Annotated in this window: 12 protein-coding genes and 1 riboswitch; of the genes, 3 read left to right on the top strand and 9 right to left on the bottom strand. The window is 73.8% G+C overall.

All coding sequences use genetic code 11. From position 1 onward, the window contains the following. Nucleotides 1-19 precede the first annotated feature (19 nt). A riboswitch (cobalamin riboswitch) is annotated at nt 20-236 on the bottom strand. A gap of 213 nt (nt 237-449) precedes the next feature. Further along, nucleotides 450-5,963, bottom strand: a complete 5,514-nt coding sequence (locus E1211_RS18140) for a carboxyl transferase domain-containing protein (protein ID WP_132350187.1) — start codon at nt 5,961-5,963, stop codon at nt 450-452. Nucleotides 5,964-6,373: 410 nt separating this feature from the next. Here E1211_RS18140 and E1211_RS18135 point away from each other — a divergent pair, with 410 nt between their 5' ends. Further along, nucleotides 6,374-9,736, top strand: a complete 3,363-nt coding sequence (locus tag E1211_RS18135; RefSeq protein WP_243709579.1) for a S8 family peptidase — start codon at nt 6,374-6,376, stop codon at nt 9,734-9,736. Here the strand turns inward: E1211_RS18135 and E1211_RS18130 are convergent. The 5 genes from E1211_RS18130 to E1211_RS18110 form a co-directional block, all read right to left on the bottom strand. Further along, nucleotides 9,714-11,681, bottom strand: a complete 1,968-nt coding sequence (locus tag E1211_RS18130; protein WP_132350186.1) for a BTAD domain-containing putative transcriptional regulator — start codon at nt 11,679-11,681, stop codon at nt 9,714-9,716. The two genes, E1211_RS18135 and E1211_RS18130, sit on opposite strands and share 23 nt — an antisense overlap. Nucleotides 11,682-11,801: 120 nt before the next feature. Further along, entirely contained in the window at nt 11,802-12,281 is a 480-nt protein-coding gene (locus E1211_RS18125) for a sigma-70 family RNA polymerase sigma factor (protein ID WP_132350185.1), read from the bottom strand. Between the two features lie 156 nt (nt 12,282-12,437). Beyond that, nucleotides 12,438-15,254 (bottom strand): BTAD domain-containing putative transcriptional regulator, encoded by a 2,817-nt coding sequence (locus E1211_RS18120; RefSeq protein ID WP_132350184.1) that lies wholly within the window; start codon nt 15,252-15,254, stop codon nt 12,438-12,440. 120 nt (nt 15,255-15,374) lie between these two features. Then, nucleotides 15,375-16,874: an MFS transporter gene (locus E1211_RS18115; RefSeq protein ID WP_132350183.1), complete on the bottom strand. Its 1,500-nt coding sequence runs from the start codon at nt 16,872-16,874 to the stop codon at nt 15,375-15,377. A gap of 113 nt (nt 16,875-16,987) precedes the next feature. Continuing rightward, nucleotides 16,988-18,040 carry an aldo/keto reductase gene (locus E1211_RS18110; protein ID WP_132350182.1) on the bottom strand — a complete coding sequence of 351 codons (1,053 nt, stop codon included), beginning with the start codon at nt 18,038-18,040 and terminating at the stop codon, nt 16,988-16,990. A gap of 394 nt (nt 18,041-18,434) precedes the next feature. Between E1211_RS18110 and E1211_RS18105 the strand changes: the two genes are divergently transcribed. Beyond that, nucleotides 18,435-18,875: an OsmC family protein gene (locus E1211_RS18105; RefSeq protein WP_132350181.1), complete on the top strand. Its 441-nt coding sequence runs from the start codon at nt 18,435-18,437 to the stop codon at nt 18,873-18,875. A gap of 15 nt (nt 18,876-18,890) precedes the next feature. On the opposite strand, the gene E1211_RS18100 is transcribed toward E1211_RS18105, so the two are convergent. From E1211_RS18100 to E1211_RS18090, 3 genes are read right to left on the bottom strand one after another with little or no spacing between them, the layout of a single operon-like run. Further along, nucleotides 18,891-20,630, bottom strand: coding sequence for a multicopper oxidase family protein (locus E1211_RS18100; protein WP_132350180.1), 1,740 nt, complete (start codon nt 20,628-20,630; stop codon nt 18,891-18,893). Next, nucleotides 20,627-21,079, bottom strand: coding sequence for a DUF6220 domain-containing protein (locus E1211_RS18095; RefSeq protein ID WP_132350179.1), 453 nt, complete (start codon nt 21,077-21,079; stop codon nt 20,627-20,629). The genes E1211_RS18100 and E1211_RS18095 overlap by 4 nt, the downstream gene beginning before the upstream one ends. A gap of 10 nt (nt 21,080-21,089) precedes the next feature. Further along, nucleotides 21,090-22,079 carry a carboxymuconolactone decarboxylase family protein gene (locus E1211_RS18090; protein WP_132350178.1) on the bottom strand — a complete coding sequence of 330 codons (990 nt, stop codon included), beginning with the start codon at nt 22,077-22,079 and terminating at the stop codon, nt 21,090-21,092. A 144-nt stretch (nt 22,080-22,223) separates the two neighbouring features. Here E1211_RS18090 and E1211_RS18085 point away from each other — a divergent pair. Next, a partial coding sequence (locus E1211_RS18085) for a sensor histidine kinase (RefSeq protein WP_132350177.1) occupies nt 22,224-23,128 on the top strand: 905 nt, incomplete at its 3' end.

Genomic DNA, 23,128 nt, shown 5'->3' with positions numbered 1-23,128 from the left:
GTCGACGGCAGCGCACACACCTCGTGTACGCAGCGCGGGCAGGTCTTCGGACTCGCGGGCGTGACCGGTGTTCACCGGTCTCCTAGTGGCCGTCGCTTCCCAGGCGGTTCGCCCAGTGCCGATGACGGCGGTCGTTCCCACTCACCGCTGCGGGGCAGTCCCGGATTTCCACCGGATTCCCTCTTACGACGTCCGGTCGGATCACGACCGGACGCACCAGCGCCGCCCGGCAGCCTACCGGGCGGCGACCGATCGGCGGGCGGGGCGGAGGCCGGGTGTGAGTCATCTCCCTCCCGGCCGCCGCCGTCCCGGTCCCGGGCGGGACGGCCCACCGAACCGGAGGACGCGGCCCGCTCCCGGCGATCGGGCCACGCGCGGCGGCGCGGGGCCCGGGACGGGGGGCGACGCGATCGGGAGCGGACTCCACCCCGCGTCGCCCGATCCCGCCGTCAGGTCATCGCGATGTGCCCGTCGGGCGCCTGCCGCGGCCGCTGTACCGGCCGGCGCAGGTGCGACTCGATCGCCTCGATGATGCGCGGACGGAGGTCGGCGGTGCGGATCACCGCGTCGACCGAGCCGACCTCGACGGCCCGCTGGACGCTGTGCACCCGGTCGAACTCCGCGGCCACCTCGCCGAGCTTCTCGGCGCGGACCGACGAGCGCAGCTCACCGAGCTCGGCGGTCAGCGTGGCGCGGTCGGTGCCGGCGGCGGCCGCCACGCGGGCCTCCAGCTCCCGCACCCGCGGGTCGGCAGCGGTACGGGTGTCCACCTCGCCGGAGAAGACCACCGCGGCGGCCGGAGCGCCACCGAGCACCGAGGCGAACGAGCCCTCCAGCGCCAGCACCGTCATGTTGGGGTTCAGCGCCTTCGAGAAGACGACGAACGCGCCGCCGTGGTACCGCGAGATCACGCAGAACACGATGGGCCCGCGGAAGTTCACGATCGCCCGGCCGATCTCGGCGCCGTACTCCAGCTGGAGTTCCCGCAGCGACTCGGGTGAGCCGTCGAAGCCCGACAGGTTGGCCAGCACCACCAGCGGCCGGTTGCCGCTGGCCGCGTTGATCGCCCGTGCGGCCTTCTTCGACGAGCGGGGGAACAACGTGCCGGCGGTGTAGGTGTCCGGGCCGTCGGTGGGCGGGAAGCCCCGCCGCGGCACCGACCGGGACTCGATACCGAGCAGGCAGACCGGGACGCCGCCGAGGTGCACGTCCTGCACCACCGCGGTCTCGGCGTCGGCCATCCCCGCCCAACGTTCCAGCACCGGGTGGTCCTGGTCGGAGAGCGCCCGCATCACCGTCCGGATGTCGAACGGCTTCTTGCGGTCCGGGTTGGCGGTGGCGGAGAAGATCTCGCCGACGGTGGTGAAGTCACTGCCGGCCACGACGTGCGGGAAGTCGGAGACGTCGCGGTCCACCGGGTCGGTGCTGCTCGCCCGCCGCGGCGTGCCCTCACCCGGCGCCACGTACGTGTGCTCGTAGTGCGCCATCAGCACGTCGCGCGCCCCGGCCAGGTCCGGCGCCCAGTACTGCGCCTGGCCGTTCGGGCCCATGACCCGGTCGTAGCCACCGATGCCGAAGTTGTCCTCGGCGGAGACACCGCCGGAGAAGTCGAGCGCCTGCTTGCCGGTGAGCACCATCGCCGAGTCCGGGGTCATCACCAGGATGCCCTTGGTGTGCATGAGCATCGTCGCCTCGGCGTTCCAGTACGGCTGGGCGCCGACGTTGATGCCGGCGACGACGATGTTGATCTCGCCACCGTCCTGGGTGAACTCGACGATCCGCTTCAGCGCCGCGGCCACCCAGTCCATGTTCTCCGTGCCCGACGTCATCGAGATCCGCGCGCCGGCGGAGAGCGCGTACCACTCGACGGGCACCCGCATCCGCTCGGCCAGGTCCAGCGCGGCGATCACCCGGCGGCACTCCGGCTCCGACAACGCGCCCAGGGCCTTCGTCGGGTCACCGAGCAGCACCACCCGGGTGACACCCTGCGGGTGCCGTGCGGTGGGCGTGCTGACCACACCCGCGATGACGGCGGCGCTGTTACGCCCCTTGGGCCGGTCGACGGGCACCAGCGCGTGCGCGTCGTCCAGGTCGTACTCGACGAAGTCGCCGAGCAGCCGGGTCAGCTCGTACGGGTAGACCGTGTTACGGCTGGCGGCGCGCAGCACCTTCAGCCGGTAGTCGTCGAGCGGCTCGATCGGCTCGACCGGCGGCTCCCCGACGGTCAGCTCGGCCCCGCCGGTGCCGTCGAAGGAGATCCGCACCCCGACCTTGGTCAGCTCGCCGGTCGCGCGGTCGCGCTGGCGGGCGATGAAGAGGATCTCCTCCAGCCCGGCGCCCGCCGTCGTCGGTCCCACCCGGTTGGCGATGATCTCCATCTCCTCGCGGGTGAGGTCGCTCGGCGGCCAGACGTAGATCACGATCCGGTTGGTGTTGAAGCGGACCTTCGACGGCCGCCGCGACTGCGCGCGCCGGATCGAGTCCAGGCAGGCGGCGACGGCGTCCTCGGTGGTCGGCAGCGAGACCAGCCGGCCGTCGTGCTCACGTAGCTCGGTCAGGTCCCGCACCTGCGCGAACGCGACGAGGCGCTGGTCGGACGGGTTCTCCCGGGCCACGCTCTGGAAGAGGTAGACCTCCTCGTCGGAGGAGGGCAGCCGGGTGAGGTCGAACTTGTGCAGCCGCTCGAGCTGCATCCGCTGCGCGATGTACGGGTGCAGGCCGCGGATCAGCCGCTCCTCGACCATCCCACCGTCCGACGGGCGGAACGTGAAGTGGTGGTGCATCACCGCGCCGCCGCGACCCGCGACGGTGGTGGTGAGCCGGGTGACCTGCGGCGGCAGCGGGTTGGCGTTGATCACGTCGAGCAGCGCGACCACTGTCGCGTCGAAGTCCTCGGGCTGGTTCTCCCAGGCGAGGTAGATGTCGGCGTCGATGGCCTCGCCGCCGCTCGCCAGCTCGCCGAGCCCGCGCAGCGCGTCACCCAGCGCGTCGAAGCGCACCGCGGCGGAGACCACTGTCGACTCGGCGCGCTCGGCGACCACGAACGTGCAGCCCGCGACCGCCCGGGTGGTGACACCGGTGAGCGCCTTGTTGCCGTAGTAGCGGCGGGTCAGCACCTCCAGCATGACCGCGTTGTCGAGGTGGTCGTGGACGAGCCGCTGACCGAGCAGCCGGACCAGCGGTTCGGTGCTGCGTACCATCTCGGCGATGCGCTCGCGGCGGTCCGGCGCCTGCGGGTGCGCGTCCAGGTGACGCAGGTGCTTGCGGACCTCGGCGTAGACGCGGGCGCGGTTGCGGCGCAGCAGCGGCTGGGCGAACCAGGCGAACACCACGCCGCGGGCGAGGTCGGCGAGCACGGGGAAGCGGACCTGGGTGGCGGCCACCAGTCGCTCCAACGCGAGGCCGGCCGGCTCGTGCAGCGCCGCGTCCGGCGGGGACTCCCGCAGCCACGCGCGCAGCAGCGTCGCGACGGCCGTGGCGTCGGCGGCCGCGCGTTGCTGGGCGAGGAAGATCCGGAACACGGCGGCTTCGAGTTCGGGGGAGCGCTCCAGCTCGGTGACCCCGTAGTGGCCGAGCGCCTTGGCGAGCTTGGCCCGGAACGCGCTCGGCAGCCCGGCCCGCTCCACGTCGAGGCTCTGCAGGTAGGTGTGGAAGTACTCGCGGGCGCTGTGGATGTGGCTCGCGCCGCCGTCCTCGCCCGTCGGTCGGTTCCGGGTCAGCTCGGCGAGGTCGACGAAGACGTTGACGAGGTCGACCTCGGCGGCGAGCGGCCGCCGGCCGTCGTCGGCGGCCGCCTGCCGGGCGGTCAGGTAGTCGTCGAGCACCCGACGGTTGTCGTGCGGGTCCACGTCGAAGCCGAGCAGGAGCCCGCGCAGGTCCTCCTGGCCACGCGCGGCGCGCTCGGCCGCCGGGGCCTGCTCGGCCGCGGCGGGCAGGTCCAGCTCGACGGGGGCGGCGGCCGGGTTCTCCGTGACCTCGGCGGACCCGTCGGCGATCGGCTCCAGCCGCAGCAGCGTGGCGCCGGCCTCCACCTGGCTGCCCACCGCGACGGCGCACTCCTTCAACCGCGCCTTGAACGGCGCACGCAGCACCGTCTCCATCTTCATGGCTTCCAGCACCAGCACCGGCGCGCCCGCCTCGACCTCGGCGCCGACCTCCAGCGGCGTCGCCACGACCAGCGCGGGCATGGGGGAGCGGAGGACGCCGCCCTCGTCCCGGCTGACCCGGTGCGTCACGCCGTCCACCTCGACCAGGAAGATCGGCCCGTGCACGCCGGTGAGCAGGCGGTACCGGACGCCGTTGACCGCGATCTGCCCGGTGTGCCGGTCGAAGCGGTCGACCTCGACGTCGGCGGTGCGGACGCCGCCGCCGGCTTCGACGCCGACGCGGAACCGGTGCGCGCCGATCCGGGCCACCCGCAGGCGGTAGCTGACGCCCCGCAGCTTGAGGTCGAGCGGCCGGCCGCTCTTGTGCTGCACCTGCGGACGCCCGCCGGCCGCCGTCGACAGCAGCCGCTGCCGCTCGACGCGCTCCTCCTCCTCGTACGCCTCGATGGCGGCGGCCGCCAACGCGACAGCGGAGTGCTGATGGGCGACCAGCCGGCCCTGGCCGCGGACCCGGTCGATCCAGCCGGTGTCCGCGCTCGCGTCGATGACCTCGGGCTGGTCGAGCAGGTCGAGCACGAAGCTCTTGTTCGTCGCGCCGCCCTCGATGATCACCGTGGTGTTCGCCATGGCCCGGCGCAACCTGCCCAGCGCCTCGTCCCGGTCACGGCCGTACGCGATGATCTTCGCGATCATCGAGTCGAAGTCGGCCGGGATGCTGTCGCCCTCACTGACGCCGGTGTCCACCCGGATGCCCGGCCCGGCGGGCAGGTCCAGCCGTGCGATGCGGCCGGGGGAGGGGGCGAAGTCGCGGTCCGGGTCCTCGGCGTTCAGCCGGGCCTCGATGGCGTGCCCGCGCTCCACCGGCGGCGCGCCGTCGAGCCGCCCACCCGAGGCCACGTGCAGCTGCGCCTTGACCAGGTCGAAGCCGGTGGTCAGCTCGGTGATCGGGTGTTCCACCTGGAGGCGGGTGTTGACCTCGAGGAACGCGAAGAGCCGGTCGCCGGGGTGGTAGAGGAACTCCACGGTCGCCGCGCCCCGGTAGCCGACGGCGACGGCCAGCCGCTCGGCGGAGGACTTGAGTTCGGCCGCCTGCTCCGGGCTGAGCACCGGCGACGCGGACTCCTCGATGACCTTCTGGTTGCGTCGCTGCACCGAGCAGTCGCGTACGCCGAGCGCCCACGCGGTGCCCTGACCGTCGGCGATCACCTGGACCTCGACGTGCCGGGCGCCGGTGACCAGACGCTCCAGGAAGACGACGCCGCTGCCGAACGCCCGGGCGGCCTCCTGGCTGGTGCGCTCGTAGGCGTCGGCGAGCTCGGCGGGGTTCGTGACCACGCGGATGCCGCGTCCGCCGCCACCCGCGGTCGCCTTGAGCATCAGCGGGTAGCCGATCTCGGCGGCGGCGGCCAGGGCGGCGTCGAGGGTCTCGACCGCGCCGCGACTCCACGGCGCGACCGGCACGCCGACCTCCTCGGCGATCAACTTCGCGCCGATCTTGTCGCCGAGCTTGCGCATCGCGTCCGCGCTCGGGCCCACGAAGGTGACCCCGACCTTCTCGCACAGCTCGGCGAAGGCCGGGTCCTCGGCGACGAAACCCCAACCGACCCAGGCGGCGTCGGCCCCGGACTCCACCAGCGCGCGCTCCAGCACCTTCAGGTCGAGGTACGGGCGCGCGGAGGCGGGACCGAGGTCGTAGGCGATGTCCGCCTCGCGGACGAACGTGGCGGTCCGGTCCACGTCGGTGAAGAAGGCGACCGTCTCGATCCGGGTCCCGGTCTCCGCGGCCAGCTCCCGGACCGCGTGGATGAGCCGCATCGCGGCCTCACCTCGGTTGACGATGGCAACACGGCTGAACACCCGAAGACCCCCCGGCAGACCCCACACGTATGCGCCGGGGCAGGAAAAGCCCCGGTAGTGATCACCCTTCCGCCGCCCGGCCGGTGGCGCCATGTCGTAACCGCCGAACCCGGGCCCGCATCGTTTGTAGGAACCGTACAAAAGTCTTTGGCTTCACGCTCGCTCATCCGGCCTGACCTCGCCCGGCGAGTCCTGGTCGGTTCCGGGGGTGAACGAGTGGGCTTCTCCTTGCCGTCGCAATCGACCCGGGCCGTCACCATCTAACGCCTTTATGACGTGAAGACCGGAAGCTCCGTCCCGGCCGCCGGGCCCGCGCCGCACCCGGAGTGACCCAGGTCACTTCGGTTGAACTTTCACCCGCCCGACACGTCTGGAGCACCCGGACACCCTCTCGCATTCATCAAGGGAGCATGATGCGATCAGTTCGCAAGTTATCCGCGCTGGCAGTGCTGGTGCTGGGCGTCTCGGCGGTGGCGCCGGGCGGCTCGCCCGCATCCGCACAGCCCGGCGCCCCGGCGCCGGCGGCCACACCCACGGCCGCGCAGCGGGCCACCACGGCCGCCGTGGCGGCCAAGCCCCGGACGGTCACGCTCGTCACCGGCGACACCGTCCACGTCAGCGCGGTGAACGGCCAGACCGCCGTCGACGTGGTGCCCGGCAAGGGACGGGAACGGATCCCGTTCATCACCCACAGCGCCGGCGAGGACGTGCGGGTGATCCCCGCCGACGCCGTCGCCCTGCTCAACCGGGGCAAGCTCGACGCCCGGCTCTTCGACATCTCGACCCTCGTCGAGTTCGGCTACGACGACAGCCGCGCCACCCTGCCGCTCATCGTCCAGCACGGCGGCGCCGCCCCCGGCGGCCTCACCGGCGCCCGGACCACCCGCACGCTCTCCGGGGCGAGCGCCGTCGTGGAGAACCGCGCGGACGCGGTGTCCTTCTGGAACAGCATCACGTCGACCGCGAGCGGCACCGAGCGGCGCCTGCGGACCGGCTTCGACAAGATCTGGCTCGACGGCCTGCGCCGGCCCAGCCTCGACGTCAGCGTCCCGCTCACCGGCGCGCCCCAGGCCTGGCAGGCCGGCTGGACGGGTGCCGGGGTGAAGGTCGGCGTGATCGACACCGGCGTCGACCAGACCCACCCCGACCTGGTCGGCCGCGTCGCCGCCGCGGAGAACTTCACCGCCGACCCGGACGCCCTCGACCGGGTCGGCCACGGCACCCACGTCGCCTCCACCATCGCCGGCGGCGGGGAGGCGTCGCAGGGCCGGTACAAGGGCATGGCGCCCGGCGCCACCCTCTACAGCGCCAAGGTCTGCGTCCAGGAGGGCTGCCCGGAGTCGGCGATCCTGGCCGGCATGACCTGGGCGGCGCAGCAGGGCGTCAAGGTCGCCAACATGAGCCTCGGCGGCCCGGACAGCCCGGAGACCGACCCGATCGAGGCGGCCGTAGCCGACCTCACCCACCGCTACGGCACCCTCTTCGTCGTCGCCGCGGGCAACAGCGGCGAGGCCGGTGAGTCCACGATCGACTCGCCGGGCAGTGTGGCCGAGGCGCTGACCGTGGGCGCCGTGACCAAGACGGGCGAGCTGGCCTCCTTCTCCGGCCGTGGCCCGCGCGCCGGCGACGCCGGCATCAAGCCGGACATCACCGCCCCGGGCGTCGGCATCGTCGCCGCCCGCAGCTCGGCCTCCGAGCTGCCGACCGCCGAGAACCCGCAGTACACCGGCATGAACGGCACCTCGATGGCGACCCCGCACGTGGCCGGTGCGGCGGCGATCCTGGCCCAGCAGCACCCGGACTGGACGCCCGAGCGGATCAAGTCCACGCTGATGGCCGCCGCGCAGCCGAACGCCGCCATCGGCGTCTACGAGCAGGGCGCCGGCTTCCTCGACGTCGCCCGGGCGACCCGGCAGACCGTCACCGCGAGCCCGGTCAGCGTCGCCTTCGAGCGGACCAGCGCCGCACAGCAGCGCACGATCACGTACGCGAACAGCGGCGACACGGCCACCACCCTGGCTCTCTCCCTCGACGCCAAGGACGCCGACGGCGTTCCGGCGCCGGCCGACCTCTTCCACCTCAGCGCCTCCTCGGTGACCGTCCCGGCCGGTGGCACGGCCACCGTGACCGTCACCGTCCGGACCGGCGCCGACCTGCCCGACCGCTACCTCGGCGGCGAGGTGACCGCCACCGGCGACGGCGTGCGGGTGCAGACCCCGGTCGCGCTCGACATCGCCCGCCAGCGGCTGACCCTCAAGCTCGTCGGGCCCGACGGCGGAGCGCCCACGCCCGAGCAGGGCTGGGCGACGGTCCTGACGGACCTCGACCGGCAGACCGTGCTGGTGCTCGCCGATCCCGCCACCACCACGTACCGGGTCCGTCCGGGCCGCTACCTGGTCCAGACCTACCTGCAGAGCGGCGACCCGAACTTCCCGCAGGTCACGTCGTTGGTGCGGCCGAGCCTCGACCTGACCCGGGACCAGGCGCTCACCATGGACGCCCGCCTGGCGAAGCCGATCACGGTGTCGGTGCCGAACTCGAAGGCCACCATGGTCTTCCCCGAGTCCGGCTGGACGATCCGGACGGAGCAGCCGCAGATCTGGGGCAGCAACGACCCGTACGGCGTGCTGATGAACCTCCCCTTCGACCATGTGCGGACCGCGCAGATCGGGGCCGGCAAGACGCCCGGCTTCGTCTCCTACGTGCACGGAATGTGGGGCCAGGTCGCCGACGACGGCAGCCTGCACAACAGCCCGTACGTCTACCGGGTCTACCTCTACGAGCCCGAGAAGATGATGACCGGGCTGTCCCGCAAGCTGCGCGCGAACGACTTCGCCACCGTCCGCTCCCGGGTCAGCGCGGACGTGGCCGACGTGCCGGTTTCGCGGACCGCCGTCGCGCACGCGCCCGGCAACTCGCCGGTCTACCGCGACGATCGGGTCATCCCGCCGAGCTTCACCTACGACGCGCCGAGCACCTTCACCGAGTACTACAACCAGGACAAGAAGGCGGTGTGGCAGTCCACCTCGGCCCAGCAGGGGTACACGTACTACCAGTCGCCCTGGACCAGCTTCAAGCCCGGGCGCACGTACGACGTGAAGTGGGCCAACGGGGTGGTCGGGCCGGTCTTCCCGGAGCCGAACTTCGGCCAGCAGTACGCCACCCGCTACTGGGGCGACACGATCGGCGGACCGGGGCCGCTGCACGGTGACGGCGCCGGGCACATGGGCTTCCGGCACCCCGTCGGCGGCAGCGTGCAGGTGAACCTCTACCGCAACGGGACCAAGATCGGCGACGCGAACCAGGCGCCGTGGACCTGGAACGTGCCCGCGGAGAAGGGTGACTACAAGCTGACCGCGACCTTCCGCAGCGACCCGGCGTTCACCCTGTCGACGGTCGTCGACGCGGAGTGGACCTTCAAGTCCGGCCGGGTGGCCGACGGTCAGCTGGTGAAGCTGCCGATGACGGCGATCCGGTACAGCCCGGAGCTCGACATCGACAACCGGGCGCCGGCCGGTCGGCTCTTCGCGATCCCGATCTCGCTCGACCGCCAGGTCGGAGCGGAGCCGGGCCGGACCCGGACGCTGACCGTCGAGGCGTCCTTCGACGACGGCAAGACCTGGCGCAAGCTCACCGTGCTGCGTCTGGGCGAGAAGGCGGTCGCCCTGGTGCTCAACCCGAGCGGACACGGCTTCGTCTCGCTGCGGGCCGCCGCGAGCGACACCGGCGGTAACACGGTCAAGCAGACCGTCATCCGCGCCTACCGGTACTGACGGTGGGCCCCGGACGCGGCGCCTCCCGGCGCCGCGTCCGGGACACGTGGTCGTGGAGCCGCTCGACGGCGGCGGCGCGCTCGGCCGAATCGTCGTGCTCCTCGCCGAGGTCCGCGGCGTAGGCACGCACCAGGTCGTGCATCCGCCACCGCCCGTCGTCGGGCTGCACCAGCAGCTGCCCGCCGAGTTCGGCGAGCAGGCCGCGGGCGGAACGCCGGGACAGGCCACCCAGCGCGGCCACCGCCTCGGTGCCCAGCACCCCGGTCGGGTGCAGCGGCAGCAGCCGGAAGAGCCGGGCCGCCTCGGGAGTCAGGGCCCGATAGGACCAGGAGAAGGTCGCCTCCAGGTCGGCGTGCGCGTCCCCGAATCCGGTCAGCCGGCCGTCGGCCTCCGCCAGCTCACCGGCGACCGCGGGCAGGCTGAGCCCGGCCCGGCCGATGCTGCGGGTGGCGACCAGCGCCAGGGCCAGCGGTAGACGACCACACCGCGTGACGATCTCGTCGACGGCGGCCCGGTCCGTGTCCGCCGTCCCACCGAGTCGGCGAACGAGCAGTTCGCGCGACTCGGCGTCGGTCAGCAGATCGAGGTGGAACGGCCGAACGCCCGACGGTCGGGCTCCGTCGGCGATCCGGCGGCGGCTGGTGGCGATGACGAGGCTGCCGCCGGTGCCGGGCAGCAGGTGCCGGACCTGCTCCCAGTCGCGGCAGTTGTCGAGCAGGATCAGCACCCGGCGCTCGGCCAGGATGTCGCGGTAGAGGGCGGCCTGGGCGGGCAGCTCGGCCGGAATGGCGGGCGGTGCGACGCCGAGCGACCAGAGGAAGCCGCGCAGCGCCTCCCCCGGGGTCATCACCGAGTCACCGGAGTCGAAACCGCGCAGGTCCGCGTGCAACTGCCCGTCCGGGTAGCGGGCGGCCAACCGGTGCGCCAGGTGCACCGCGAAGGTGGTCTTCCCGACGCCGGGCATCCCGCCGACGAGCAGCGCGGTGGTGGGCGGCTCTGCGGCGAGGAGCTGCTCGGCGGCGGCCACGGCGGCCCGGCGACCGGTGAAGTAGGGGTGGTCGGCCGGCAGCTGCGCCGGCGACTCGACCCGTCCCGGAAACGACAGACCCGGCCCGGCCGACCGCCGCCGCACACCCGCCGTCGCGAACCCGCGCCCGGAGCCGGAGCCGTCGGGCGGGGTGTCGGGGCCGAGCAGGCGTTCCCGGGCCGCGCGTAGGTCGGAGCCCGGCTGGATGCCGAGCCCGTCGGCGAGCCGCTGCGTGACCTCGGCGTACGCCGCGAGCGCCTCGGCCCGTCGGCCGTCCGCGGCGAGCGCGAGCAGCAGCCGTGCCTGCAACGCCTCGTCCAGTGGCTCGAACGCGGCGGCCAGCCGGATCGCGGGCAGCACCAGGTGCACGCAGCCGGCCCGCAGCGCGGCGTCGGTCGCCGCGCGCACGGCCGTGAAGCGCTCGCGGTCGACCGCGACGAACTCCGGATGGACCCGGTCGCCGGTGTGCAGGCCCGAGACGCACCTGTCGCGCCAGAGCGCCAGTGCGTCCCGGTAGAGCTCGACGGCCGGCTCGCCGGCGCCGGCGGCGGCCCGGCCGACGAGGCGCCGGAAACGCAGCAGGTCGAGTGACTCCTCGGTGACCGGCAGCCGGTACTCGGCGCCGTCGCGGATCAGCACCGAGCCGGCCGCCCGCCTCGGCAGGCCCGGCTCGAAACGCCGCCGGAGCATCCCGACGTGCCGGTGCACCACGTTGACGGCGCTGGGCGGCGGAGCCGCCTCCCAGAGCAGTTCGACGAGTTCGGCGACGCTGACCGCGCCACCGGCCCGGACGAGCAACAGCGCCAGGATCAGCCGCTGCTGCCGGGTGCCCGGATCGATCTCGGTCCGCCCACGCCGGACGCGCACCGGGCCGAGAACGGAGAACGAGAGCGGGCTGGTCATCTCGATGCGATCCATACCGGTCCGGGTGGTAACGACCGGCACAGCATGGCAGGACCCACCGCGGTGGCGGGGCGCGCGTGGCGGCAACGTGAGGGTCGACTCAGCGCGTGGGCCGGCCGGCGGGGCAGCCCCTGCTCAGGCCGCCTCCAGGCCGGTGCGCAGCGCCCGCAGCGCGTAGTGGGTCCGCGACTTCACCGTGCCGATCGGCAACCCGAGTCGACCCGCGACCTCCTCCGGTGACCGTCCCACCAGGTACACCTCGGAGAGCAGGCTGCGCTGCGCGGCGCTCAACCGGCCGAGCGCGCGGCCGATGGCGTACGACGCCAGCGCACTTCCGGTGGTGTCGTCGCCGGCGGGTATCCAGGTCATGTCGACGAGCTGGATCTCGGCGGGCCGCCCCTGCCGCAGCCGGACGTCGTCGATGACGAGCCGGCGGGCGACGGTGCAGAGCCACCGGCGCGCGGCGTCCGGCTCGGTCGGCACCGAGTCGAGGTTCCGCCAGGCCCGCAGCATCGTCTCCTGGAGCAGGTCCTCGGCGGTCTGGCGCTGGCCGCGGGTCAGCACGAAGAGCAGACGCAGCACGGCAGGGGCGTGCTCCGCGTGCAGTGTGGTCATGCGGTCGGCCCGGCCGGCCGGTGTCTCGTCGGATGCCCGCAGCACGGTCAACCCCCACAGCCAGGCGCAACGGTGTGCGGCACGAGCCTAGGGACGGGTGATGCGATTGGACTGACGCGGAAGTGCTGATCGAGTGCCGTCGCCGAACGCGACCGGTCATCGACGTGACGTGACCGCCCCGAGCAGGTCGGCCAGGCGTCGGGCGGTGCGGGTCTGCGCGTACGGGATCAGGGCCAGCGCCTCCCGCCACGCCCGCGCCGCGGCGTCCCGGTCGCCCGCGGCGGCGAGAGCGTCGCCGAGCAGCGCCAGCACCTCGGCGGCCTGCGCCGACGCCGACGCCTCCTGGTAGGCGACCGCCGCCGCGCGCCAGCACTCGACCGCCTTGCCGAGCTCACCGCGAGTGGAGTGCACCTGGCCGAGCAGCTCCCACGCCTCGGCGACGCCGAGCCGGTACTGCGCCCCGCGCGAGAGCGCCATCGCCTCCTCGGCGCAGCGCACGGCCTCGTCCTCCCGGCCGAGTCCGGCGTTGCTCGCACCGATGATCACCAGGGTGTCCGCGAGGAGTTTGTCGTCGCCGGCCACCTGTCGCCCCAGCGTCGCGGTGAGCGACCGGACGACCTCCTCGTGCCGCCCCTGGGCGGCGAGGATCATCGCCCGGTTGATCTGGGCCCTGGCCGTCTCGCCGGGCAGGCCGAGCCGGGCGAGCAGCTCGAGCGACTGGTCGAGGTGCCCGACGGCGGCGTCGTGCTCGTGCCGGAAGTAGGCCGCCCCGGCCAGGCTGCGGTGCATCCGAGCCTGCCCGACCAGGTCGCCGCCCGCCCGGGCGGCGTCGAGGGCGACCTCGCCGGTCGTCGTCCAGTCGGTCCACCGGCCGCTGCGTTCGAAGTAGTGCTGCATGCCCAGCGCGAGCTGCCACGCCTCGGTGTGCCGGCCCTGCCGGGCGGCCGAGCCGACCAGCGCGATGAGGACCTGTCGTTCGGCGGCGAACCAGCGCATCGCGTCGCCGTGCCCGGCGAAGCGCAGCGGGGTATCGCCCGGCCCCGGCTCGATCAGCGGGCGATGCTCGGAGGTCAGCAGCCGCTGGTGCGCCTGGTAGCTGGTGGCCCGGTAGAAGTGCAGGCAGCGCAGTTCCGCGGCGGCGCGCTCGGCCGGGCTGTCGTGCTCCTCGCCGAGCTCGGTGGCGTAGGCCAGGAGCAGGTCGTGGCTGCGGTAGCGGCCCGGCGGGTCCTCGCTGACTAGGTGCGCGCGGCTCAGCTCGCCGATCAGCGCCCGCCCGGTGCGCAGCGCCACGCCGGCCAGGCCCGCCGCGGCGGCGATGGAGAAGTCCGGGCCGGGATGGATCGGCAGCAACCGGAAGAGCCGGGCGGCCGGCACGGAGAGCGCCTGGTAGGACCAGGAGAAGACCGCACGGAGGCCGGTCTGCGGGTCGTCGTCGTCGAAGCCGTCCAGGCTTCCCGGCGCTCGGGCCAGCTCGGCGGCGATCTGCGCCGGCGGCGTCCGCGGCAGGCTCGCCGCGCGGGCGGCCACCACGGAGAGCGCGAGCGGCAACCGTCCGCAACTGGCGATGATGGCGTCGATCGCGGCCCGGTCCGCCGCGACGCGGTCGGCGCCGAGCGGTCCCATGAGCGCCGCCCGGGCCTCCTCGATGCTCGGCAGGCCGACCGGCAACGGGTGGGCGCCGGCCGTGGTCAGCAGTGCGCTGAGCCGGCTGCGGCTGGTGACGATCGCCAGGCACCCGGGGCCGCCCGGCAGCAGGTGCCGGATCTGCTCGGCGTCCCGGCAGTTGTCGAGGACGATCAGCAGGCGCCGGCCGGCGAGGCTGCTGCGGTACATGCCGGCCTGGGCGTGCAGCTCGGCGGGGATGCTCTCCTGCGGCACCCCGAGTGAGCCGAGGAAGCCGCGCAGCGCCTCGGTCGGGCTCATCGCCGGCTCCCGCCCGTCGTACCCGCGCAAATCGACGTAGAGCTGGCCGTCCGGGAAGTCGGCGGCGAACTGGTGCGCGAGGTGGATGGCGAGGGCGGTCTTGCCGATCCCCGGCATGCCGTCGATCGCGAGCACCGTCGGCCCACCCGGCCGCGCGACCGCCGCCCGGGCCTCGGCGACGAGGTGCTCGCGGCCGACGAAGAAGGGCAGGTCCGCGGGGAGCTGCGCGGGCCGGGGGAGCGGTGACGGCGATCCGGCCCGCGCGGGCCGGGTGCGCTGGTGCAGCAGCCGGTCGTACGCCTCCCGCAGCTCGTCGCCGGGGTCGATGCCCAGGTCCTCGGCGAGCCTGCGGCGCACGACCCGGTACGTCTCGACGGCTTCCGCCTGGCGCCCGTCGGCGGCGAGGGCGAGCAGCAGCCGGCTCTGCAGCGACTCGTCGAGCGGATGTTGTTCGGCGGCCTGCCGCAACGGCGGCAGCACGGCGCTCAGCCGGCCGCAGCGCTCGGCGGCGTCGGCGGCCTCGCGCACCGCCTGGGCGCGTTCGGCCTCCACGGCGAGGAAGGCGGGGTGCAGGCGGGACGCCGGTTCCAGGCCGGTGGCGCACCGGCCGCGCCACAGCCGTAGCCCGTCGAGGAAGTGCCGCAGCGCCGACTCCGGATCGCCGTCCTGCAGGCGTCGGCCGGCCAGCCGGCTCAGTGACCGGAACCTCAGCAGGTCGAGGGAGTCCTCGTCGGCGTGCAGCCGGTAGCCCGCGAGTTCCCGGAGGATGTACCGGCCCGCCGACCGGATGGGCAGGCCGGGCTCGAAGAGCCGCCGGAGCACCCCGACGTGCCGGTGCACCACGTTCGCGGCGCTGGCCGGGGCCGCCTCCTCGTCCCAGAGCAGGTCGACCAGCTCCGCCAGGGAGACCGGTGAACCGGCCCGGGCCAGCAGCAGCGCCAGCACCAGGCGCTGCTGGCGGGCGCCCAGGTGCAGCTCGGCGCCGGCGCGGACGACCCTGATCGAGCCGAGCACCGAGAAGTCGATCGTCTCGCTCGTCACCGCCCGCACGACGGCAACGGTAACCGGGATGACGTGCGTCGAAGCCCGCGGCCACAGGCCCGGCGCCGCCCGGGGGCCCTGCTCGTACCCACGACGAACAGGGCCCCCGGGCGGCTTCGGTCGAGCGGGTCAGTGCGTGAGCACGGGCGCCTGGCTCTGGTTCCCCTCCTCGTCACCGGTCTGCGCCGCCGAGCCGCCCTCCCGCCTGGCGTTGACGAAGACGACGACGATCGCGGCAGCGGCCAGCATCACGCCGAAGGTCCACCAGCTCGCCGTGACGTAACCGTGCACGGCCGCCTCGTTCATCACCTGCGGAGTCGGCCGGCCGGCGAGGTGCGTGGTGAGCCAGGCCGCGGTGGAACCGGCGGCGATGGTGTTCAGCAGCGCGGTGCCGATCGAGCCGCCGATCTGCTGCGAGGTGTTGACCATCGCGGATGCGACACCCGCGTCGCGCGGCTGCACGCCGTGCGCGGCGAGGTGCATGGCGGTGATGAAGCCGACGCCCAGGCCCAGGCCGAGCAGGACCATGCAGGGCAGGATCGGCCACAGGTACGAGCTGTCGATCCTGAGCTGGGTGAGCAGCAGCATGCCGAGCGCCCCGGCCAGGAAGCCCGGCGCCATCAGCATGCGCGGCGCGACCCGGTGCAGCAGCCGGGGACCGATCTGCGCGGACCCGATGACCAGGCCGATCACCATCGGTAGGAACGCCACACCGCTGAGGACCGGCGACCAGTGCTTGACGGTCTGCAGGTAGTAGGTGAGGAACAGCAGCAGACCGAACATGCCGATCACGGCGACCCCCAGCCCGAGGAAGGCGCCGCCCCGGTTGCGCTCGGTGACGACGCGCAGTGGCAGCAGCGGTGCGCGGACCGTGGACTCCACGACCGCGAACGCGGCCAGCAGCACCACCGCGGCGGCGAACGAGCCCAGGGTCCAGGCGGCCGTCCAGCCGTCGGTCTCGGCCCGGGTGAACCCGTACACCAGGCTGACCAGGCCGAGGCTGGCCAGCAGCGCGCCCGGGATGTCGAGCCGGTCGCTGTTGCGCGAGTGCGCCACGTCGCGGATCACCAGCACGGCGCCCACTCCGGCGACCAGCGTGATCGGTACGTTGACGTAGAGGCACCACCGCCAGTCGAGGTACTCGGTGAGCACCCCGCCGAGGATGAGGCCGAGCGCGCCGCCACCACCGGCGACGGCGCTGAAGACACCGAACGCCTTGGCCCGTTCCCGTACGTCGGTGAAGGTCACGGTCACCAGCGACAGCGCGGCCGGGGCGAGCAGCGCGGCGAAGAAGCCCTGTAGCGCCCGGGCGCCGAGCAGCATGCCGGTGTTGACCGCGAAACCTCCGATCGCCGAGGCGGCGGCGAAGCCGAGCAGGCCGACCAGGAAGGTGCGCTTGCGCCCGGCGATGTCGGCGATCCTGCCGCCGAGCAGCAGCAGCCCTCCGAAGGCGAGCGTGTAGGCGGTGATCACCCATTGCCGGGTGCCGTCGGAGAAGCCGAGATCGTGCTGTGCGGCGGGCAGTGCGATGTTCACGATCGTGGAGTCGAGCACCACCATGAGCTGGGCGAGCGAGATGACGAGCAGCGCTGTCCAGCGTCTCGGGTTCGGTGCGGCTGTGGCAGACATGAACGGTTCCCCCGTATCTCCATGAGATTCGACGATGTGTGGAGCCCGATGACCGCCCCGGCCGGCCCCGACCGGGGTCGGCGGCCCTGCGCCGGGGCGGGCGACGGGTGTTGCTACGCCGGGTCCGGCACGGCGGCGCTGCGCTGCTGCGGCACCCGCGTCGGGGCGAACATCTGCTGGATCCAGTTCGGGTAGGCCGTGGGCAGGGCGCTGACCGCGTCGAGCTCGGCCAGGTCCTGCGCGGTCAGGGCCAGCTCGGTGGCGGCCACGTTGTCCACGAGCTGCTCCGCCTTGCGGGCACCGACGATGACGCTGGTGACGGCGCGCTGGGCCAGCAGCCAGGCGAGCGACACCCGGGCCGGGCTCACCCCGTGCCGGGCGGCGACAGCTCGCACGACGTCGAGCACGTCGTGACCACGCTCCCGGTCGATCGGCGGGAACTCGTAGCCCGCGGCGTGGCGCGAGCCGGCGTCGGTGATGCCGTCACGGGTGACCTTGCCGGAGAGGAAGCCGCCGGCCAACGGGCTCCACACGGTCAGCCCGACGCCCTGCGCCTCGGCCATCGGCACCAGCTCGCGTTCGACGTCGCGACCGAGCAGCGAGTAGTAGACCTGCGCCGAGACGAACCGGGCCTGGTGATGCTGCGCGGAGATGCCGAGCGCGTGGCTGATCTGCCAGGCGGCGAGGTTGGCGCAGCCGATGTAGCGGATCTTGCCCTGCTGGACCGCGTCGTCGAGCGCGCCCAGCGTCTCCTCGATCGGGGTCAGGTGGTCGAACTGGTGGATCTGGTACAGGTCGATGTGGTCCGTGCGCAGCCGGCGCAGGCTGTCCTCCAGGGCCCGCATCACGTGCAGCCGGGAGAGGCCGTTGTCGTTCGGGCCCGGCCCGATCGGGGAGTACAGCTTGGTGGCCAGGACGACGTCCCGCCGACGGTCCTTGAGCACCTGACCGAGCAGCTCCTCGGACTCCCCGTCGCTGTAGAAGTCGGCGGTGTCGATGAAGTTGACACCGGCGTCGAGCGCCGCGCCGACCAGACGATCGACATCAGCCGGCCCGAGTGCGCCCAGGGCGCCCCAGACCGGGTGGGACGCGCCACCGAACGTCATCGTGCCCAGCGAGATCTCGGAGACCCAGACCCCGGTACGCCCCAGCAGGCGGTATTTCATCATCCACTCCTCGTTGATCGTCCGGTCCGGTGAGCCGGCCCGGCGGCTGCCAAGACATAGTGTCTAGACAGCATGTCCGATCAGAGGCTACACCGCGCCCTGGCAGGTCGACCACGAGCGAAATTCGTGCACCACACGACCGCCGCTCGGGGCGTCGCTGCCGGGGTGATGCCCCGCCCGATGCGAGGTTTCTCCCGTCCTACGCCCCGAGGGCGGATGGTGGCGGAGGGTTGTTGCCTGGCTCGTACCGCTGCGGACGAGCGGTCCCGGCGGCCGCCGGACGACAGCCGCCGAATCCCGTCAGTCCTCGACGCTCTCGATCGTCGAGCGGCCTGGCCCACCCTCGGCCGGGCCGGTGGCCGCGGCAGCGGAAAGCCTGGGTAGCGTCCCTGTCATGAGTTCGGACACCTTCCGCTCGGTGGAGATCGAGCGCACCAGCCTCGGGCAGTACGTCGTGCGGAACGTTCGCGGCGGATCGATCTCGGTCGGCACCGGTGAGGACGGCAGCTTCACCCCTGTGGAACTGCTCCTGGCCGCCATCGGCGGCTGCACCGCGATCGACGTCGACCACATCACCAGCCGCCGGGCCGAACCGGACCGGTTCTCCCTCCGCGTCAGCGGCGACAAGATCCGGGACGAGAGCGGAAACCGGATGCAGAACCTCAAGGTCGAGTTCACCGTGACCTTCCCGGAGGGCGCGGAGGGCGACAAGGCGCGCGAGGCGCTGCCCCGAGCGCTGCAGCAGTCACACGACCGGCTCTGCACCGTCTCCCGCACCGTCGAGCTCGGCACCCCCGTCTCGACCGTCCAGGCGGCCGGTCCCGACCACGACTGAAGTCCCCGGCGCGGGTCACCGGTACATCAGGTGCAGCATCATGCCGGCGTCGGCGTGCGGCAGGTTGTGGCAGTGGTTGGCCCAGGCTCCGGGGTTGTCCGCCCGGAACGCCACCTCCCAGACGTCGCCGGGGCGTACGTCGAACGAGTCCCACCACAACGGACTACCGGTCGCCGGCGCCCCGTTGCGGGCCAGCACCAGGACGTGATGCCCGTGCAGATGCCACGGGTGCACCACCAGTGACCGGTTCACGACGGTGAACTTCACGATGTCGCCGAGGCGTACGACCTGGGCCGGGATGTCCGGCGCGGCCGCGCCGTTGACGGTGTGGGCGTACCGCGGGAGCAGCCCGCGCAGGTCGAGGCCGCGGTCGAGGACGACTGTGAACTCCCGGTCGAACCGCGCCCAGGGCGCCGGAGCGCCGGCGCCGTAGCCGAGCGGATCCAGCACCGGCCACGAGCCGGTCGCCGTCGACACCGGGCCGGTCGACCAGACCGCCCGGCCGTCGACGAAGAGCGCCACCGGCGTGGCCGGCGCGGTGAACACCAGGTCGTAGCGCCCGCCGGCCGGGATCAGCACGGCGGTCTCCACGGCCGGCGTCGGGCCCCGCAGGTCCGAGCCGTCGATCGCGGCGACCCGGAACGCCGTGCCGGCCAGGGCGTACCGGTGCGTGGTGCTGTCCGTGTTGATCAGCCGCAGCCGGACGGGCACGCCCGCCTCGACCTGCTCCGTCCGCGGCTGCGGCAACGTGAGCCCCGCCAGCGTGTGCACCGGCACCGTGACGTCGACGCCGGTCACCGGCGCCGGGCGCACCACCAGGACCCCGTACAACCCCATCCGTACGCCGACGTCGGAGACCGCGTGCGTGTGGTACCAGTACGTCCCGGCCTGGTCGGCGCGGAACCGGTAGACGAACTCCTGCCCCGGCGGCACCGCCTCCTGCGTCACACCGGGCACCCCGTCCTGACCGTTCGGCACGTCGTACCCGTGCCAGTGCAGCGTCACGCCCCGCGCGATGTCCCGGTTGCGCAGGGTCACCTCCAGGACGTCGCCGACGTCGGCGGTCAGCTCCGGCCCCGGCACCTGCCCGTCGAACGCCCACGCCGCGACGTCCCGGCCGCTCACGCGCACCGTCGCGGTCCCGGCCGTCAGCGTGAACCGTCGGGTCGGCTCGCCCACGGCCCCGGTGTCCCGATACTCGTGCTCGTGCGGGACCTCGCGAACGGCGTCCGGGGCGGCGGCCAGGCCCGTTCCGGTCACCAGGGCCGCGACCGCCACCCCGACGGCCGCCCGCGACACCACCGGCGACGGGCGGGGACCGAGCACCCGCCACGAGACGGTGGTCGCCGCCGCCACCCCGGCGACCGCGAGCAGAGCCGCGCCCGGCGACACCGGGTAGCCGTGCAGGAGCGTGACGAGCAGGGCGCCGCTCCCCGCGTACCCGGCGAAGAGCAGCGCGACCGCGGCGGACCGGATGTCGGCCGGCGGGCGCAGCAGGCGCACCCCGGCGACGAGCAGCGCGGCCAGTGACAGCGGCGCGGCCACGACGACCTTCTCCGCCGCGAACCACCAGCCGGCGCGGGCGAGCGCGACGATCGTGACGGCGCGGGCGAGGGTGGCGAGCAGCGCGACGGCGGCGAATCCCAGTGTGAGCCGACGGCGCCGGGCGGCCGACGCGGCGCCGCCGCCCAGCCACCCGGCGGTCGCCAGGACCGCGATCACCAGGTCGGCAGCGAGCAGCGAACCGGTGCTCACGCCGGCTCCCCCTCCCGGACGACCACGCGGGCGGCGGCGGCCGGGGCCGGGTCGGCCAGCTGCCGCGCCGCCCGGTGGAGACCGACCACCACGTGCACCGCGACGATCCCGTTGACCGCGTGCAGTCCGGCGACGGTCAGGCCGATCGGGGTGCTGGCCCCTGCGGCGTCGGTGAAGGCGTTCGCGAACATCGCGAGCAGCGCCTGCAGGACGACGAGACCGAGCGGCAGGACCGCCATCCCGACGACCCGCCCCGGCGCCCTCGCCAGCGCGGCCAACAGGATGGTGAGCAGGGTGAGGACGGGGATGACCGCCATCCCGGTGATGCTGTGCAGGGTGTACGCACTCTCATCCGCGGGCTTGGTGAACGCGCCCACGGCGGCGAAGACGAACTGCAGGGCAAACGCGACGAGCAACAGCAGGCTGGCGACGACCAGGGCCTTGCGCATGGCTGACCTCCTAGAGCTGAGCCGGGGAGAGGGTCTGGGCGACGTGCTCGGTGGCGGTGATCGCGCCGTAGGCGACCAGCCGTACGAGGTCGGCGTCGTCCGGATGGGACAACCGCCAGAGGGCGACGTCGCCCGCGCGGATGGCGGCGGGCGCGAACGCCGCCAGCAGCGCGATCCGCGTACCCACCCGGTCCGCGCCGGGCAGGTCCCGGATCAGGTCGGCGGCCCACTCCGCGGGCCGGGCCGGGTGCCGCCCGTCCTCCCAGCGCACGGTCGCCGTGACGGTCTGGCGTGCCACGGCGCCCAGCAACTCCCCGCCCCGGCCCGCGGCGCTCCGCAACGAGGCGTACGCGACGCCGACCGGGCTCTCCCCGGCCCACGCCGGTGGCGGCGCCGGCTCGGCGTCCAGGAGCGACAGGGCGCGTCCGGGCGCCTTCGGCTCGCGGGCCGCCCGGGCGTAGAGCCGGCCGCCGACCGATCGCACCATCGGCGAGCGCTGCAGGCCGCCGGGGAGCAGATCGGGGTCGAGCAGCGCCGAGACGACCCGGTTGACGAAGTGGAAGACGAGGGCCGTACCGGTGACCTCGGGGCGGTACGGGCTGCCCCAGTCGGCGGCTTCGGGGGTACGGCTGGCCTCGGCCCAGGCGGCGAGCGCGGCCCGCCTCGGGTCCGCCGGCGTTCCGCCCCGGGCGGTGACCTCGGCCAGCTCGTGCTCACCGAGCGCGTGCAGCAGCATCACGTGGGCGTCGACGCAGAACCGGCAGCGGTTGGCCCGGGACACGGCCGACGCGACGAGCTCGCGGTCGACCCGGGACACGTCGCCGGCGAGCAGGGACTCGCGCATCAGCGCCCACGTCGCGGCCAGCACCTCCGGCGCGGCCGACAGCGCCCGGAAGGTGGGCACCGGCCCGAGGAACTCGTCCCGGAGCTGCCGGTAGACCTCCGCGGTGCGGCCGGTCGCCACCTTCGGGGGAGCGGGGGTGAAGAAGCGGTACGTCATGGCGTCGATGCTCGTCCCGGCGGGCCGGGAAAGCGTCGTGCCGCCGCAGGCACCTGCCCGGCCGCCGATACCACGTCCGCAGTACGCCCCAGCTACCGCGCGAGGAGGATGCTCCGCCGGCCAGGGCCGTTCTACAGTGCGACCATGCGCCGCGACCTGCCGTACGCCCTGAGCGGCCTCGCCCTCGGCGTCCTCCTGCTCGGCAACGCCGCGCTCGCCCCGGACGCCGCACCGGTGCGAGCGACCGACGTCGCCCTCGTCCTGGTGATGGCGGTCGCCCTGGCGGCGTGCCGGCGGTACCCGGTGCCGGCGTTGATCGCGGTGAGCGCCGCCATGTTGGCTCTCCACGTCCGGGTGCACCCCGGAGCGTCCGCCGCCTTCCCCGTCCTCGGCGCGGTCTACGTCGCCGCCTGGCGGGGACACCGCACGAGCGCCGCCCTGGCCAGCTTCATCTTCCTCGGCGGCTTCCTCGCCCACGACATCTCGGTGGCGCCCGCGGGCCGGCCCGGCCAGCAGATCGTCGAGCGGACGTCGCTGCTGCTGGGCTGGTTCGTGGCGGCCAACGTCGCCGGGCTCGTGGCGCGGCAGCGCCGGGCGTACCTGGAGCAGGTCGAGCAGCGGGTGGTCGAGGCCGAACGCACCCGCGAGGAGGCGGCGCTGCGTCGCGCCGGGGAGGAGCGCCTGCGCATCGCCCGGGATCTGCACGACTCGCTGACCCACAGCATCTCGGTGATCAAGGTGCAGGCGGGGATCGCCGTGCACCTGGCGCGCAAGCACGGCACGGAGCCGCCGGCCGCGCTGCTGGCGATCCAGGAGGCCAGCGCCGCCGCGATGCGCGAACTGCGTGCGACGCTGGGCGTCCTGCGCTCACCCTCCGACGGGGACCGCGTCGGGTTGGCCCGGCTGGACGAGCTCGCCGAGCGGACCCGGGCGGCCGGCGTGCCGGTGCAGGTGACGGTCACCGGCCCGCCCCAGGACGTGCCCACCGAGGTCGACCAGGCCGGGTACCGGGTCGTCCAGGAGGCACTGACCAATGTGGCCCGCCACGC

The sequence above is a fragment of the Micromonospora sp. 15K316 genome, from assembly GCF_004348525.1.
GTDB lineage: Bacteria > Actinomycetota > Actinomycetes > Mycobacteriales > Micromonosporaceae > Micromonospora.
This window is presented reverse-complemented; position numbering and strand designations above follow the sequence as displayed.

Excerpts from the sequence above, each read along its gene's own strand:
- E1211_RS18135 (WP_243709579.1), top strand. The coding sequence starts at position 6,374 with ATGATGCGATCAGTTCGCAAGTTATCCGCGCTGGCAGTGCTGGTGCTG.
- E1211_RS18130 (WP_132350186.1), bottom strand. The coding sequence starts at position 11,681 with ATGGATCGCATCGAGATGACCAGCCCGCTCTCGTTCTCCGTTCTCGGC.
- E1211_RS18125 (WP_132350185.1), bottom strand. The coding sequence starts at position 12,281 with ATGACCACACTGCACGCGGAGCACGCCCCTGCCGTGCTGCGTCTGCTC.
- E1211_RS18115 (WP_132350183.1), bottom strand. The coding sequence starts at position 16,874 with ATGTCTGCCACAGCCGCACCGAACCCGAGACGCTGGACAGCGCTGCTC.
- E1211_RS18110 (WP_132350182.1), bottom strand. The coding sequence starts at position 18,040 with ATGAAATACCGCCTGCTGGGGCGTACCGGGGTCTGGGTCTCCGAGATC.
- E1211_RS18105 (WP_132350181.1), top strand. The coding sequence starts at position 18,435 with ATGAGTTCGGACACCTTCCGCTCGGTGGAGATCGAGCGCACCAGCCTC.
- E1211_RS18095 (WP_132350179.1), bottom strand. The coding sequence starts at position 21,079 with ATGCGCAAGGCCCTGGTCGTCGCCAGCCTGCTGTTGCTCGTCGCGTTT.
- E1211_RS18090 (WP_132350178.1), bottom strand. The coding sequence starts at position 22,079 with ATGACGTACCGCTTCTTCACCCCCGCTCCCCCGAAGGTGGCGACCGGC.